This is a genomic window from Streptomyces sp. SLBN-31 (genome assembly GCF_006715395.1).
Taxonomy (GTDB): Bacteria; Actinomycetota; Actinomycetes; order Streptomycetales; family Streptomycetaceae; genus Streptomyces.
In genome coordinates, this window is the sequence record NZ_VFNC01000001.1 from 3890620 (window position 1) to 3904722 (window position 14103).

Below are 14103 nucleotides of genomic sequence, written 5' to 3' on the forward strand. Positions count from 1 at the left end.
TGGGCTCCGTGCTCGCCGTTACTGCTTGCTGCTCCAGTCGGCGAAGTGCGTCTCGCCGAGCTGTGCGTCGGGGCCGGGCAGCAGGTCGGACTCCTTGAGGGCGGCGCCCCAGTAGAGACCCTTCGGGTCCGTCACGACCGTGCGGGGGTCGTTGTGGGCCGCGAGGCCCTTGCGGATGAAGTCCTCCAGGGTGAAGGTGTCGGGGCCGGCGACCTCGACGATTCCGTTGACCGGAGTGCCGACCGCCGTGCGGCCGACGGCCGCGGCCACGTCGCCTGAGAAGATGGGCTGGATCTTGATGGGGGCGACGGACACCGTTTCACCGCTGGTCGCCGAGTCCGCGAGGGTCTTGGCGAACTCGAAGAACTGCGTGGCGTGGACGATCGAATACGGCACTCCGGAGTCCCGGATCATGTCCTCCTGGACCTGCTTGGCCTGGAAGTAGCCGGACTGCTGGAGACGGTCGGTGCCCACGACGGACAGAGCCACGTGGTGCGTGACGCCAGCGGCAGCCTCCGCGGCGAGCAGGTTGGTGGTGGAGGCGCGGAAGAACTCCATCACCGCGTCGTCGTCGAAGGAGGGGGAGTTGGAGACGTCGACGACGACGGAGGCGCCCTTCAGGACGTCGGCCAGGCCTTCGCCGGTGACCGCGTTGACTCCGGTGTTCGGGGAGGCTGCCACCGCCTCATGACCGTGTTCGTTGAGCTTGGAGACGACCTTGGAACCGATGAGTCCGGTTCCGCCGATCACTACGATCTTCATGGACTTTCCCTTCATTGATCTCGCACGGCGCCCGGGGGTCTGCGGCGGCCTCGTCCACGGCACCGGTCGCGATGGTTCGTACCCTCCTGACCAGGCGGCCCCGGCATCTGTGACAGGGCGGCGCACAAAGATTTCGCGCCGCTGTCGATCGCCCTTACACGGCGGGTCCCGCATCATCGGACGCGTCGCGCCACGGCTCGGTGATTCCGTTCGGGGCGGGCCACAGGGATGTGCGGCGCACGCCGGTCGTCGCGGACCACACCATGGCGTCCGGGGTGTCTTCGCGGGCCCATTGAGTGACCACGACGACCGCGACACCGGCCTCGGCGACTTCGATGGCCGCTCGGAGGCCTGACGCACCGCTTCCCACCACGAGGACGGACGTGGTGAGCTGGTGTCGGAGCGAAGACATGCGTCCTCCTACGACAGCGAACGGACAGGATCATTGGTTGGGATCGACCGGCCAGGCCCCCGATTTGTGACAACCTCAGCGTGTGTCCGGGCGTGGAAGTAGTCACACCGTCTGTCCTCACCGAGGGGGAAGGGCCGCAGGTATCGTGACAAGGATTCTTTCGAACACCGCTGTGGGAGCACTGTTCTCCCGGATCCCGCCGAGGAGCCGAGTCGCATGATCGCCAGCCCGCTTCCCGCTCTGGTCGGCCGGCAGCGTGAGTGCACGGCGCTCGACAACCTGCTGGCCGGCCTTCGGGCCGGCGATTCCCGCGTCATGGTCGTCCGGGGCGAGGCGGGCATCGGCAAGTCGGTGCTGCTGGAGTACATGGCTGCGCAGGCGTCCCGGGTGCAGGTGACCTGGGCGCGCGGTGTCGAGGCCGACATGGAGCTCCCTTACGCGAGCCTGCACCAGGTGTGCGCGTCGTTCCTGGACGGTGTCGAAGAACTGCCGCAACCCCAACGTGACGCCGTGCGCGTGGCATTCGGGACGGTTGTCGGCGATCCGCCCGACCGTTTCCTGGTCGGCCTCGCCGTGCTGACCCTGCTCACCCGCGCCTCGGAGACTCGGCCGGTGCTGGTGCTGGTGGACGACGCCCAGTGGCTGGATCAAGTGTCGTTGCAGACACTTGAGTTCGTGGTCCGGCGACTGCTCGCGGAGCCGGTCGCCATGGTGTTCGCGGTCCGCGACCCCGAGGGGCAGTCCGCGCTCGCAGGCCTGCCGGCGCTGCAACTCAGGGGACTTGACGCCGCTTCGGCGGGAGAACTCCTGGAGGGAGCTGTGGGGGGACGGTTGGAGGAGCGGGTCCGGGACCGGTTCGTGGCCGAGACACACGGCAACCCCCTGGCGCTGCTGGAATTCTCCCGTGGCCGCAGCGCCGCCGAACTGGCCTACGGCGTCGACGCGTCGAGTGCCCCGGTCGTCCAAGGGCCGGTGGCCAGCCGCGTCGAGCGTGATTTCGCCGGGCGGCTCGGTGCGCTGCCGGCCGCGACCCGCACGCTGCTGCTGATCGCTGCGGCGGAACCGGTTGGCGACGTGCGCCTATTGATCCGCGCGGCCGCTTCCCTCGGCATCACTCCGGACGCCGCACCGGCCAAGGCAGCCGGCCTGATCGAGTTCGGCGAGCCCGTACGGTTCCGGCACCCGCTGGTCCGTTCGGCGGTCTACCACGGAGCCGAGCCGGAGGATCGACGTGCGGTGCACCGGGCCCTGGCCGAGGCCACGGACCCCCTCCTGGACCCCGATCGGCGTGCCTGGCACGCCGCGCAGGCGGCCGACGGGCCGGACGAGGAGGTCGCCGCAGGACTGGAGCAGGCCGCCGACCGCGCCCGGCAGCGCGGGGGCATTGCGGCCGAGGCGGTTCTGCTGGAACGCGCGGTGGAGGCGACGCCCGATCCCTGGTCGCGAGGGCGCCGGGCCCTTGCGGCGGCCGAGGCGCACTTCTCGGCCGCCGCGCCCGAACGGGCCACGGAATTGGCCGCGGTGGCCGACCTGTATCCCCTCAGCGTCCTGGACCGGGCCCGCCTGGCACGTCTGCGGGCCAGAATCCTGTTCGCCCGCAGCCGCAGCGACGAGGCGGCACCACTGCTCCTGAAGGCGGCCGCACGGTTCACCGCGGCCGGATCTCCCCTGGCGCGCGAGACCTACCTGGAGGCGATCAGCGCGACCATTTTCGCCGGCCGGGTCCATGGTCCGACAGGCGCCCGCGCCGGGGCGATCGCGGCCCGCGCCTCCGGGGCGCCCTCTTCGGGCTCCAAGGCCGCGGACGCTCTCTTGGACGGTGTGGCGGCCCTGCTCGCGGACGGCTCGGAGACGGCCGTCCCGGCCCTGCGCGAGGCACTCGACCTGCTCGAGCACGAAGAGCTCCGCACGCGGGAGGCGACCGTACGGTGGCTGCTGCTGGCCCCGGTCGCGCTTGAGTCGTTCATCCACTGGGCCTGGGACCTGCATGCCTGGGACACACTCTCGACTCGCGCAGTGCGTCTGGCCCGCGACATTGGAGCACTCGGCAGCCTGCCGCCGGCTCTGATCTACGCGGGCGGGGTGCACATCCACTACGGCGACTTCGCCGAGGCCGACCGGATGATCGACGAGGCCGACGCGATCGCCGCAGCGACCGGTCACGCCCCGCACAAATACGCCGCGCTCGTCCTGGCCGCATGGCGGGGTGAGGCGGATGTCGCCGCTGGCATCATCGAAGAAGCCAGAGAGCGCGCCGTGCAGCGGGGCGAAGTATCCCTGCTCGGTGCCATGGGCTACATCCAGGGCGTGCTCTTCAACGGACTGGCCCGTTACGAAGAGGCGATCGAGGCCGCCCGCACCGGTATCGAGCACGACGGGTTCAACTTCACTGGTCTGTCGCTGGTCGAACATGTGGAGGCCGCGACGCGTTGCGGTGAAATCGACCAGGCACGCGCCTCGTTGGCCCGCCTTACCGAACTCACCCGCGCCGCCGACTCCGGATGGGCGCGGGGTGCGAGCGCACGCAGTGAGGCGCTGCTGGCCGACGGTGAGGCGGCCGACCGCCTGTACCGCACGGCGATCGAGGAATTCGGCCGCGGCGGGGTTGTCGTGGAGGTGGCACGCACCCACCTGCTGTACGGCGAGTGGCTGCGGCGCGCACAGCGCCGCGCGCAGGCCCGCGAGCACCTCCGCACGGCCCACGACATGTTCGACGCGATGCCGGCTCACGCGTTCGCCGAACGGGCCCGCCGTGAGCTGATAGCCACCGGCGAGCAGGTGACCGCGCGGGAGACCACACCGGCGAACGCTCTCACCCCGCAGGAGTCGCAGGTCGCAGCCCTCGCCGCCGACGGCATGACGAATGCACGGATCGGCGCGGAGCTGTTCATCAGCCCCCATACCGTGGAATGGCACCTGCGGAAGGTCTATGTGAAGCTCGGCATCAGCACCCGAAGAGCCCTGCCGGACGTCCTCGACAGCGCACGGGCACGGTGAGTTAGAACCGACGGACATCACGAGTCCGCGGGGACGGCGTACCTATGGGTGACGGCATACAGTGCCCAGATCCGGTGCACCCGGTCCAGCCGCACCAGGTCGGTCAGTGCCTCGCGCAGCGAGGAACGAGGTCGGCCTCGCCCCATCTCGTGATGGGCGACGGGGGAAGGACAGCGCGGGCGGCCGCTGGTCCCAGCTGCCGATCCTGTCCCGATCATGACGGCGCACAAGGAACCAGTGCCCCGATCCACGCGTGTGCACGAGACGGGGAGTGGGTGATCCTCGCCGACCCGGCCGGACGTCTCGCAGGCCAAGATCCGAGCCCTGGTCGAACCTGCCGTCGACACACTCAAGACCTGGCGGTTGCTGCGCAAGCTCCGGTGCTCGAGCACGCACATGACCAGTCTCGTCCAAGCCGTCCTCACCCTCCACCTCCCCGGCTCAAAATGAAGTTGGAAAAGGCTCACTGATCCCAGAACGGGTTGTCGGCGACACCCGTGAACGTCAGCGTGTTCACCTTCACGACACCGAATTCCTTTGCACAGTTTGTGGTGCGGGACCCGTGGCTGAGCGCAGGGCAGGCCAGCCGTCTTACGACCTCTCGGACAGGGCAAAACGACCCCGTCACAGCAGCACTGAGAAGCAGTGGTATTGCTGACGCGAAGAGACGTCGTTGGACAGGAGTCGCCCGCCCCATCAGCCAAAGTGTGACACGCTGCACGACGATGCGTTGGTACCGTGTACCCCGACTATACGCACAGCGTATAGTCGACCTGGACATCGCAGATGGCGCTCACGCTCCGCGACTGCCCACCCCTGCGCCGCGAGACGGCACCCTGCCCCTAGTAGGTACGAGAGGAACATTGTGATCCCACCTGCACGTCGGCGCCTCGGAGGTCTCCGCGCGCTCGCTCTCGGCGCTCGACTCGCACTCTTCGGCGGGCGGAACAGCGCGATCCGCACGTCTTTTACAGCCGTCGGGGTGGGGCTGGGTGTGGCCATGTTGCTGTTCGCCGCGTCGGTGCCGACCGTCAGACACCACCGGGACCAGCGGATCCACCACCGCATCGATGTCAACCTCAGCGACCGCGCCACCACGCGCTCGGATCACACTGTTCTTATCAGGGACATCGACACCGTGTTCCGGGGCAAGAAGATCAGAGGGCGCATGGTGCAGCCGGAGGGGCCCGCGGCACCGCTACCGCCGGGAGTCCAGCGCTACCCTCGCCCCGGGGAGATGGTCGTGTCCCCCGCACTGCACGAACTTTTGGCCGCACCGGGAAACGGACTGCTGCGTGAGCGCCTCGCCCATCCCATCGCGGGTGAGATCGGCGATGCAGGTCTGCTCGATCCGGGCGAGCACGTCTTCTATCTGGTCGCGAACCACATGGCGGCGGATGCAGGGCAAGCGCGTCGGCTCGACCACTTCGGTAAAGCCTACGCGAAGAAGCCCCTTCCCCCTGAACTCGTCCTCCTCTGCATCGCAGGAATCGTCGTACTGCTCCTCCCCGTCGGTGCCTTCATAGCCGCGGCCGTACGGTTCGGTGGTGAGCGACGGGACCGGCGGCTGGCCGCCCTGCGCTTGGTCGGCGCGAACCGCAGGATGACCGCCACCATCGCAGCAGGCGAGGTCGCGCTCAGCACACTGGCAGGTATCGCCCTGGGTGCGCTCCTGTTTATGACGGGACGTCAGTTCGCAGGAACGGTGCAGATACAGGGGCTCGGTGTCTTCACCGAAGATCTCACGCCACAGCCCCTGCTGGCGGCGCTCGTGGTCGTCGCCGTGCTCACGCTCTCCCTCGGCATCACACAACTGTCGATGCATAAGGTGGCCGTAGAGCCTCTTGGAGTCGTCCGGAAGTCTGGCAGCACCTCGCGACGCCTGTGGTGGCGTGTAGCACTTCCTCTGCTCGGACTGATTTTGCTGCGGATCTCCGTACGCAGCCCTACCGACCTGAACGGCACCTCAGGGGTCGTCCTGGTGCTCATCGGCATGCTCTCGCTGCTCGTCGGAGTCACCGCGGTGCTGCCCTGGGCCGTGGAACGCCTGACCCGACTGTTCGGCGGCTTCGGCCCGCTGCCTTGGCAACTAGCTCTGCGTGGACTGCAATTGAACAGCGATTCCGCCACCCGCTCGGTCAACGGAATCGCGGTTGCCGTGGCAGGGGCCGTGGCCCTTCAAACCCTCCTCACCGGACTCTCCCAGAACCCCGTGGACAGCACCGCCCGAGGGGCACACGGCCCCTCCGCCTCCACACGCGTCGCTATCGCCCGCCTCGACGACGGCGGCACGCGAGGGGCGCAGTACGCCCCTGTGCTCGCCACGACTCCTGGCGTCCAACGGGCAATTGAGTTCAAGGAGTTGTCGGTGAGCCCCCTGAACGGTGGGTTCCCCCAGGCCGTCCTCATCGCCGACTGCGCTCATTTGCGCCTGTTGGCACAGTTGTCTTCCTGTTCGGACGGGGACGCCTTTCTCACCGCTTCTCCGGCCACAGACACCATGCCCGACATGACCACCTGGGCCACCGGCATGAAACTGCGCATGGACATGTACGGCTCCCGCTGGACAGTGCCGCACATCACCGCAACCGTCCGTGCGACCCCCGCCTATCCGGCAGCGGTTTCCTCTGAACGGACCCTGCTGGCCACTCCCTGGGCGGCCGGGCACACCGCCATCGCACACGCCGTCAGTACGGTCGCCCTCACCTATGCGACCGGGTTCAAAGACGTGCAGGATCACATCCGCACCGCAGCAGCCCGGCTCGACCCGGCCTTCAGCGTCGACTTTCCTGGAAGGTCCCAGGGCGACCCTGCCCTCGACGGAGTCAGGCGGGCTCTGCTGGCCGGGGTAACCGCCGTGCTGGTACTGATCGCAGCGAGCATGCTGCTTGGTGCGCTCGAACAGGTCCGTGAGCGCGCACGAGTCCTGTCCGTACTCGTCGCGTTCGGCACGCCCCGTCGTACGCTCGCCACATCCGTCTTCTTGCAGTCCGTACTTCCCGTCGGACTTGGTTTGCTCGTGGCGGAGTCGATCGGGACGGCCCTCGGCAGCACGCTGCTCGATCTCGCCGGAAGGCCTGTGACGCACAACTGGAGCACCCTACTGGCCATAGCCGGCATCGGGGCGGCCGTCTCCCTCGGTGTCACCCTGTTGACCCTGCCGGCCTTGTGGCGTTCGACGCGACCGCAGGGACTACGTCACGAGTGAATCGCTCCCCCGGCCGCGCCATGTGTAAGGCGACCGGCCGGAGGGTGCCTTCGGGAGCCTGAACGCCAGCCGCCTCCGGACTTCAGAACACGGCCATGATCCTCGCTCCGGAGGACAGTCAAGGCCGCGGAACGCCGGCCGCAACCACAACGCACACTGTGATGTGCAGAACCACGAGATGAGGAAGACAGCAACCGTGGATCCGGCAAGCCCGATCAGCACGTCGAACAACGGGACACGAAGCACTGAGGCTTCGCGGGAACTTGGCGTCATGGCATCGGTGTTCGCCAACTTCCGTCAGTACCTCATGGGATGGGGCACGCAGAGCCGAGTGGGCAACACCGTCGACCAGTTCCGCAGCGGGCTTGCCACCCCGCAGTTCAACGGCGTCGTACGCATACGGTCGGTGTCCGCGTACGGGGCGGACGTGACGGCCGTCCGCAAGGAGTTCGCGAACGTTCCCTGGTGGTGGTGGGTCGGACCCGACAGCCCCGAGGACACCGCCGACGTCCTGCGGTATCACGGTGGACGAGAGCTCACGACCCTCCCCGTGATGGTGCTCCCGCTCGACGAACGGGCCGACCCGGGCACAGTCCCGCACACCGCTCGCACCGGTTTGCGGGTGGAGCCGGTCCGGGGCGATGAACAGCTGGCCGAGTTGGTCCGGACGTACCGGGCGTCGATGGGTGTCGAGTCCGGGCTGGAGGCTGAGATGGTGCGCATCGAGGCGCGGCGCGAGGACAACGCCGACATCATCCGGCTGGCCGCCGTGCTGGACGGCCGAGTGGTCGGGACAACCGTGGTGATCACCGCCCACGGGGTGGCCGGGATCTTCCTCGTCCACGTGACCGAAACACAGCGTCGGCGGGGCGTCGGTGCGGCCCTGACGGCCGCCGCGCTCCAGGTGGGGTGGGAGCGCGGGATGCGCTGCGCCGCGCTGGCGGCCAGCTCTGCGGGCGAACCGTTGTACCGACGTTTCGGCTTCACGACGACATCCGAGTACCGGCTGTTCGCCTTCCCCGCCTGAGCCGCAGCCCGGCCCGGACGCGGAGTATGCGCTGCCCCTCCGACCTGCACGCCGACGCCACCGCTGGTTTGCCCGGCCGGCGGATCGCGCCGGGACTTCGCCTGCCGGCCGGTAGGTTGGCGAGCTGACCGCGCTCGCTCCCCCGACCAAGTCGTCTCTTACACCTCCGGCCGGGCATTCAGCGGCGCCTTCATCCTGCAGTTCTTCGGCTGACTCTGATCATGGCGTGGTAGAGCTCCGTGCGCTGCGGAGCCTCCGGTGCCGGTTCGACGGGAGTGTCGGCGGTGGCGCAGGCGCGCAGCAGTTGTGCCACGAGGCGGTGCGAGGCCTTGGCGGCCGTGGCGCCGCTGGCGCGCAGGGTCCCGGTATTGGCCAGCAGCACCTGGGTGAGATCGCGGCCGTCGAAGGCCTCACGCAGATAAGCCCCTGGCCCGGGAGATGATTCCGAGCGCGCCGCGGGTCGCCTCGGCGCGTCGGGTCTCCACGGCGCCCCCGGGAAAGGTCATGGTCAGGACCTCCACGAAGGTCGGGTCCGCGGTCTGCAGGGCGCACAGACCGCGGACGTAGTCGGCGAAGCCCTGCAAGGGGTCCGGATCGTCCGAGCAGGCGGTCACAAGGCTGTGGTGCGCCTCCACACGGTCCGTGAAAGCGGCGTCGATGAGGTGCTCCCTCATGCCGAACCGGCGGAAGCGTGGCGTTGCCGACGCCGGCCTCGCGTGCGATGGCGGTCATCGGGACGCCGAGTCACTCATGGGACAGGCGCCGGCGGGCCGCCCGCCAGGATGCGTTCGCGGTTGCGTTCCGCGTCGGCGTGCAGCGCCTTGGCGGGGCCGTGTCCCGACGGCGCCGCGTCCGGGCGGTGCTGTGGCCGGGGTGTTCCCTGAGGTCCGTGCGCGGCGTCCGTCTGCGGCCCCGAGCCCACCGTCTCGCTCACTGGTGGGGTTCCTTCCGGTGTCCGCCCCACGGCCGGATGACTACTTGCTGAGCCAGAGGTCGGGACCGAACACCTCGTAGTGGACGGACTGGGGGCTCAGCCCGTGTGCGAGGAGGTCGGAGCGGACGGCCTTCATGAAGGCCAGCGGGCCGCACAGGAACGCCGTGGCGTCGGGCGCAGGGGAGAGGCGGGCGATGTCGGCCAGGCCCTCGTTGATGTGGTCCGCGACGGCGTCGGGGTGGTCGATGTCCTCGTACCAGACGTGCAGGGAGGCGTGCGCGAGCCGCCCGACGAGTTCGACGAGTTCGAGCCGGTGGGCATGGTCCACGGGGGAGCGGTCCGCGTGAACGATGGTCACGGGCCGGTGGGGCGAGGTGGCGGCCAGATGGTCCAGCATCGCCAGCATGGGGGTGACGCCGATGCCGGCCGAGGCGAGCAGCAACGGGCCGTCACCCTCAGCGAGCAGGAGGTCGCCGAAGGGAAGGGAGACCTGGAGCGTGACGCCGGGCCGGGCGTGGGCGTGCAGCCAGGAGGAGACCTCGCCCTCCGGCACCCGGCCGTCGGCGGAGCACTCCCGCTTGACGGTGATGCGCCAGGTCTTGAGGCCGGGCGCCGAGGAGAGGCTGTACTGCCGTATCTGGTGGGCTCCGTCAGGCAGTTCGACCCGAACGCTGACGTACTGGCCGGGGACGAATGGGCCGGTCGGCACACCGTCGGCGCGACGCAGGACGAGGGAGACCGCGTCCGGCGTCTCCTCGTGGCGTTCGGCCACCTCCATGGCCTGCCAGACCGCGCCGTCCTCGACCCGCGCCTGCGCGTACAGGCGCGCCTCCAGGGCGTTGGCCATGAGCCAGTAGACCTCGTCCCAGGCGGCGGCTACCTCCGGGGTCACGGCGTCGCCGAGGACCTCGGCCACGGCCCCGAGGAGGTGACGGGCGACCAGCGTGTACTGGTCGGAGGTGATGCCGAGCGAGGCATGCTTGTTCGCGATGCGGCCCAGCACCGCGTCAGGGCGCTCGTCGGGGCGTTCCACGAGCGCTGTCGCGAAGGCGGCGACGGCACCGGCGAGCGCTTCGCGCTGGGTGCCGCTGGCCTGGTTCGCCCGGTTGAACAAGTCGCGCAGCAGCTCCGGCCGTTCCTCGAACATACGGCGGTAGAACAGCTCCGTGATGGTGCTGAGGGAGGCCCCCACGGCGGGGAGCGTGGTGCGGACGATCTGCGCGGACCGTTCGGACAGCATGCCGACTCCAAACTGGTAAATGAGATGCATATTTTTCGGTGTGAGTCACCGCTGGTGCTCATCCGTGCTCGCATGCTTGACCGGACCGCGAATTACCTTGTGACAACTTTGGGATAGCTACGGAGCACGGTGTGACGGGCTACCGGCTAATCGTGTTGATCGGCCCCAGCAGGCAGTGCTGGAGTCGGCGCGTGGACAACATCCCCGCCAACCGGCGGCCTTGGAACCGGATCGGCAACGCTTACCAGAGCGAGCACGACCCGCAGATCGGCGCCGAACCCCGGCTTCGGGGCACGTACTCCATCCCCGCCGCGCGCACCTGCACGCCCTAGGCGACGTCACCGGCACGCGCGTCCTCGACCTCGGCTGCGGCGTCGGCCAGTGGTCCAAGAGGATGTACACCGTCCAGTACGGCCACCGCGCTCCCTGGTCTACGAAACTGACATGCGGGTGAAGAGGGCGCCCACGCAGCCCTGGCACGTGATCCGACCACCGTGTCACACCGAGTGCCGACGACCGGTCTAGAGGGTTAGGACCGAGAGGAACAGAGGACACCGTGCGTGAGATCTTGATCGTGGGCGGCGGGTACGCGGGCTTCTACACCGCGTGGGGCCTGGAGAAGAGGCTGCGGCCGGGCGAGGCGCGCGTCACCGTCGTCGACCCGCGCCCGTACATGACGTACCAGCCCTTCCTGCCCGAGGTCGTGGCCGGTTCGGTGGAGGCCCGGCACGCGGCGGTCTCGCTCCGCCGTCACCTCCACTACACGCGTCTGGTGGCGGGCTCGGTGACGGAGATCCGCCACAGCGCGCGCACGGTCACGGTCCGCCCGGAGTCCGGGCCATCCCTCGACCTGCACTACGACGTGCTGGTCGTGACGGCGGGGGCGGTCACCCGGACCTTCCCGATCCCGGGGCTGAGCGATCAGGCGTACGGACTCAAGCACGTCGAGGAGGCCGTAGCGATCCGCGACCGCCTCCTCACCTCGTTCGACCGTGCGGCCAGTCTGCCGCGCGGGCCCGAACGCACCAGACTACTCACCGTCACCGTCGTCGGTGGCGGATTCTCCGGAGTGGAGGGATTTGGTGAACTGCTGGCCCTGGCGACCGCGTTGCTCAAGCAGTACCCGGAGATCGGCGCGGACGAACCGGCCTTCCACCTGGTCGAGGCACGGGACCGCATCCTGCCCGAGGTCGCGGACCGGCCGGGCGCCTGGGTGGTGCGTTCACTGGAGAAACGGGGGGCGCGGGTGCACCTGAACACCCAGCTGGTCTCCGCCGAGGACGGCCGGGTGCGGCTGTCGGACGGCACCGAGTACTTCTCGGGCCTGCTGGTGTGGACGGCCGGCAACGCCGCCAACCCGATCGTGCACAACCACAGCGACCTGCCTGTCGACGAGCGGGGCCTGCTCACCGTACGGGCGGATCTGCGGGTCACCACGGACACCGAGGTGGTGCCCGACGTCTGGGCGGCGGGGGACGACGCCTCGGTGCCCGATCTCGCGGCCGGGAGGCCAGGCGCGCACACCGTGCCCAACGCCCAGCACGCCGTCCGCCAGGGCAAGCTGCTGGCGAAGAACATCCTGGCATCGCTGCGCGGCCGTCCGACCAAGGACTACGTACACCGCAGTCTCGGTGTGGTGGCCACACTCGGGCTCGGCCGCGGCATCTTCCAGTACCGGGGACTGGTCATCAAGGGGTTCCCGGCCTGGCTGATGCACCGTGGCTACCACGTCCTGGCCATACCAAGCTGGGAACGCAAGACGCGTGTCTTCGCCGTGTGGGTCACGGCCCTTCTCTACGGCCGCGACATCGTGTCGCTGGCGTCGGTGCAGCACCCGAGGGAGGCATTCGTCTCCCGCGGCGAACTGCGCCGAGGAGAGGAGCCCGCACAGCCCGGAGGCCGGCTCACGGCATGACGGCGCGGTACAGTCCACGGCCAGCCCGCTGGACGCGCGAGGCGCCGACGAGACGGTCGAGCGTGCTGCGGACGGCGTTGATGCTGCCGCTGTCGGTGTCGCGTCCCAGCGCCGACGCGACGTCGCGGGCGCGAACCTCGGTGTCCCCGGCCTGCGCGAAGTACGCCAGGATCTGCTCCGTGAGCTTGCCGTACGTCGTGCCGCCGTCGCCCGCCTCGTCGCTCCGGCCTGCCGTGGCCGGGGGCTCTGCGGCGGCTTCGACCGTTGCCGCGGCGCGCACGGCCTCCGGCTTCGCCGACGACGGGACGCTCACGAGGGCGGGGTCCCGCTGGGATGGGGCGGCCGCCGGGCCGGTGCCGGGCATGAGCGCCTGAAGGGCGTCGAGCGCCCGCCCGAAGCGTGCTCACCCTGCTCCGCGCCCAGCCGCAGACCACCGTGGACACCAGGCCGGTCAACGGACGCACCCGGTTGGTCCTCCGCCACCGCGCCCGGGTCGGCGCGGTGATCACCCTCGACCCGGCCCCGGTCCGCACCCGGGACGACGAGGGACCGGCGTGACCGTGCGCGCACATCTCCTGCGCGGCCTTGCTGGCGGCCAGGCCGCCCCCGACGATCACGAACGTCTTCACACGCGACAGGTTGCATCCCGTCCCAGTTGGTGTGGCCCACACGGCGACCCGTGCGGTGGGGACGTGCGGATGACCGGGACGACGGGCCCGGTTGCGGCAGTACGGCACCCGGGGAGGCTCTTGCGGTGCGGCGTCTCACCGGCGGCCGCGCAGCGTCACTGCCAGCAGCTCCGACTCCTCGTACCCCGGGAGCGGGGCGAACCCGTGCGCTGCCAGCTCGCGGGTCAGCCGGGCCCGCGTCGCGGGCCACATCCAGAACGTCTCGGTGTGTTCCCGCAGCACGTCCTCGGCGTCCCTGACCCAGTAGTCGGCGCGGGTCCGGATGCGATAGCCGGCGGCCGACATCGTCATGCGCCCGCCGTAGATGTGCTCGCCGACCCGCTTGTCCGCCAGCAGGCGCACGACGGTGCGGGTTGGGAGCCGGGCGGGCGGCAGCTGCACGAACAGCGAGCCGCCGGGGGTGAGGGCCCTGCCCAGCGCAGGCCACAACTTCTCGCGTACGCCGGGTGGAAGACAGCCCACCATGTTGTGGCAGACGGCCACGTCCGCGACCGTGTCCAGCGCCGTCTCGTCCAGGGGGTGCGGGTGCACGGTGACCCGGTTCCGCTGCTCGGAGGGCAGGGCGGCGAGCCGGGTCAGCAGCGACGTACGCATAGCCCGGGCCGGTTCGACGGCGTGCACGTCGGCCCAGGAGCCGGCGAGGGCCAGCATCGTCACCCGCCCGGTACCAGCCCCGACGTCCAGCACGCCGGTGCGGGCGTCGGCGATCTGGGGTGCGTAGAGCCGGCGGACCCGGGCTTCGTCCGCGTCCGCCTGCAAGATGTCGTAGAACTCCGCGGTGACCGCGTAGGAGTCGGATTCCCGTCGGAGGCCCGACGGACCGCTGAGGATAGTGCGCATGCCCGACATGACAACGTATGAGCATAGTGTGTGACAGCGAGGACAGGCGACCGCAGCGCGGACCGTTGTCACAGAAGCA

General features: G+C 69.6%; 15 protein-coding genes and 1 pseudogene. 7 read left to right on the forward strand and 9 right to left on the reverse strand.

Features of this window, described 5'->3' with window-relative positions:
• Positions 1–18 precede the first annotated feature (18 nt).
• Together FBY22_RS18020 and FBY22_RS18025 are read right to left on the reverse strand one after the other, a co-directional pair.
• The gene (locus tag FBY22_RS18020; protein WP_142146755.1) at positions 19–762 is read right to left on the reverse strand and encodes an SDR family oxidoreductase; all 744 of its coding nucleotides are present in this window, start codon (positions 760–762) and stop codon (positions 19–21) included.
• 154 nt (positions 763–916) lie between these two features.
• On the reverse strand, positions 917–1174 hold the full coding sequence (locus FBY22_RS18025) for an FAD-binding protein (RefSeq protein ID WP_142146757.1): 258 nt from the start codon (positions 1172–1174) through the stop codon (positions 917–919).
• A 216-nt stretch (positions 1175–1390) separates the two neighbouring features.
• On the opposite strand from FBY22_RS18025, the gene FBY22_RS18030 reads away from it, so the two are divergent.
• Positions 1391–4171, forward strand: coding sequence for a LuxR family transcriptional regulator (locus tag FBY22_RS18030; protein ID WP_142146759.1), 2781 nt, complete (start codon positions 1391–1393; stop codon positions 4169–4171).
• Positions 4172–4188: 17 nt separating this feature from the next.
• Here FBY22_RS18030 and FBY22_RS45055 read toward each other — a convergent pair whose 3' ends face one another.
• Positions 4189–4317, reverse strand: coding sequence for a hypothetical protein (locus FBY22_RS45055; protein ID WP_260844913.1), 129 nt, complete (start codon positions 4315–4317; stop codon positions 4189–4191).
• A gap of 157 nt (positions 4318–4474) precedes the next feature.
• Here FBY22_RS45055 and FBY22_RS18035 point away from each other — a divergent pair.
• From FBY22_RS18035 to FBY22_RS18045, 3 genes and pseudogenes are all read left to right on the forward strand, one after another.
• A pseudogene (locus tag FBY22_RS18035) lies at positions 4475–4621 on the forward strand (IS5/IS1182 family transposase); the annotation flags it as partial.
• A 550-nt stretch (positions 4622–5171) separates the two neighbouring features.
• On the forward strand, positions 5172–7379 hold the full coding sequence (locus FBY22_RS18040; protein ID WP_142146761.1) for an FtsX-like permease family protein: 2208 nt from the start codon (positions 5172–5174) through the stop codon (positions 7377–7379).
• Between the two features lie 271 nt (positions 7380–7650).
• Positions 7651–8406, forward strand: a complete 756-nt coding sequence (locus tag FBY22_RS18045; RefSeq protein WP_142146763.1) for a GNAT family N-acetyltransferase — start codon at positions 7651–7653, stop codon at positions 8404–8406.
• A 190-nt stretch (positions 8407–8596) separates the two neighbouring features.
• Here the strand turns inward: FBY22_RS18045 and FBY22_RS18050 are convergent, their stop codons facing one another.
• The 4 genes from FBY22_RS18050 to FBY22_RS18065 all read right to left on the reverse strand — a co-directional run bounded on the left by FBY22_RS18050 (position 8597) and on the right by FBY22_RS18065 (position 10580).
• Positions 8597–8788, reverse strand: coding sequence for a hypothetical protein (locus FBY22_RS18050; protein WP_142146765.1), 192 nt, complete (start codon positions 8786–8788; stop codon positions 8597–8599).
• A gap of 28 nt (positions 8789–8816) precedes the next feature.
• On the reverse strand, positions 8817–9080 hold the full coding sequence (locus FBY22_RS18055; RefSeq protein WP_142146767.1) for a hypothetical protein: 264 nt from the start codon (positions 9078–9080) through the stop codon (positions 8817–8819).
• Between the two features lie 74 nt (positions 9081–9154).
• A complete protein-coding gene (locus tag FBY22_RS18060; protein WP_142146768.1) occupies positions 9155–9340 on the reverse strand; it encodes a hypothetical protein in 186 nt (61 codons plus the stop codon).
• A 40-nt stretch (positions 9341–9380) separates the two neighbouring features.
• Entirely contained in the window at positions 9381–10580 is a 1200-nt protein-coding gene (locus FBY22_RS18065) for a globin domain-containing protein (protein ID WP_142146770.1), read from the reverse strand.
• A gap of 191 nt (positions 10581–10771) precedes the next feature.
• On the opposite strand from FBY22_RS18065, the gene FBY22_RS18070 reads away from it, so the two are divergent.
• The gene (locus FBY22_RS18070; protein WP_260844914.1) at positions 10772–10912 is read left to right on the forward strand and encodes a hypothetical protein; all 141 of its coding nucleotides are present in this window, start codon (positions 10772–10774) and stop codon (positions 10910–10912) included.
• A 224-nt stretch (positions 10913–11136) separates the two neighbouring features.
• Positions 11137–12495 carry an NAD(P)/FAD-dependent oxidoreductase gene (locus FBY22_RS18075; RefSeq protein WP_142146772.1) on the forward strand — a complete coding sequence of 453 codons (1359 nt, stop codon included), beginning with the start codon at positions 11137–11139 and terminating at the stop codon, positions 12493–12495.
• Here the strand turns inward: FBY22_RS18075 and FBY22_RS45060 are convergent.
• Positions 12485–12859, reverse strand: a complete 375-nt coding sequence (locus FBY22_RS45060) for a hypothetical protein (RefSeq protein WP_399211322.1) — start codon at positions 12857–12859, stop codon at positions 12485–12487. The genes FBY22_RS18075 and FBY22_RS45060 overlap by 11 nt on opposite strands.
• A 35-nt stretch (positions 12860–12894) precedes the next feature.
• On the opposite strand from FBY22_RS45060, the gene FBY22_RS43890 reads away from it, so the two are divergent.
• On the forward strand, positions 12895–13053 hold the full coding sequence (locus FBY22_RS43890) for a hypothetical protein (RefSeq protein WP_160159893.1): 159 nt from the start codon (positions 12895–12897) through the stop codon (positions 13051–13053).
• A 206-nt stretch (positions 13054–13259) separates the two neighbouring features.
• Here FBY22_RS43890 and FBY22_RS18085 read toward each other — a convergent pair whose 3' ends face one another.
• Complete coding sequence (locus FBY22_RS18085) at positions 13260–14024, reverse strand: bifunctional 2-polyprenyl-6-hydroxyphenol methylase/3-demethylubiquinol 3-O-methyltransferase UbiG (protein WP_142146774.1); 765 nt, start codon at positions 14022–14024, stop codon at positions 13260–13262.
• Positions 14025–14103: the final 79 nt, after the last annotated feature.

Excerpts from the sequence above, each read along its gene's own strand:
- FBY22_RS18020 (WP_142146755.1), bottom strand. The coding sequence starts at position 762 with ATGAAGATCGTAGTGATCGGCGGAACCGGACTCATCGGTTCCAAGGTC.
- FBY22_RS18025 (WP_142146757.1), bottom strand. The coding sequence starts at position 1,174 with ATGTCTTCGCTCCGACACCAGCTCACCACGTCCGTCCTCGTGGTGGGA.
- FBY22_RS18030 (WP_142146759.1), top strand. The coding sequence starts at position 1,391 with ATGATCGCCAGCCCGCTTCCCGCTCTGGTCGGCCGGCAGCGTGAGTGC.
- FBY22_RS45055 (WP_260844913.1), bottom strand. The coding sequence starts at position 4,317 with ATGGGGCGAGGCCGACCTCGTTCCTCGCTGCGCGAGGCACTGACCGAC.
- FBY22_RS18040 (WP_142146761.1), top strand. The coding sequence starts at position 5,172 with ATGTTGCTGTTCGCCGCGTCGGTGCCGACCGTCAGACACCACCGGGAC.
- FBY22_RS18045 (WP_142146763.1), top strand. The coding sequence starts at position 7,651 with ATGGCATCGGTGTTCGCCAACTTCCGTCAGTACCTCATGGGATGGGGC.
- FBY22_RS18055 (WP_142146767.1), bottom strand. The coding sequence starts at position 9,080 with ATGAGGGAGCACCTCATCGACGCCGCTTTCACGGACCGTGTGGAGGCG.
- FBY22_RS18065 (WP_142146770.1), bottom strand. The coding sequence starts at position 10,580 with ATGCTGTCCGAACGGTCCGCGCAGATCGTCCGCACCACGCTCCCCGCC.
- FBY22_RS45060 (WP_399211322.1), bottom strand. The coding sequence starts at position 12,859 with ATGCCCGGCACCGGCCCGGCGGCCGCCCCATCCCAGCGGGACCCCGCC.
- FBY22_RS18085 (WP_142146774.1), bottom strand. The coding sequence starts at position 14,024 with ATGCGCACTATCCTCAGCGGTCCGTCGGGCCTCCGACGGGAATCCGAC.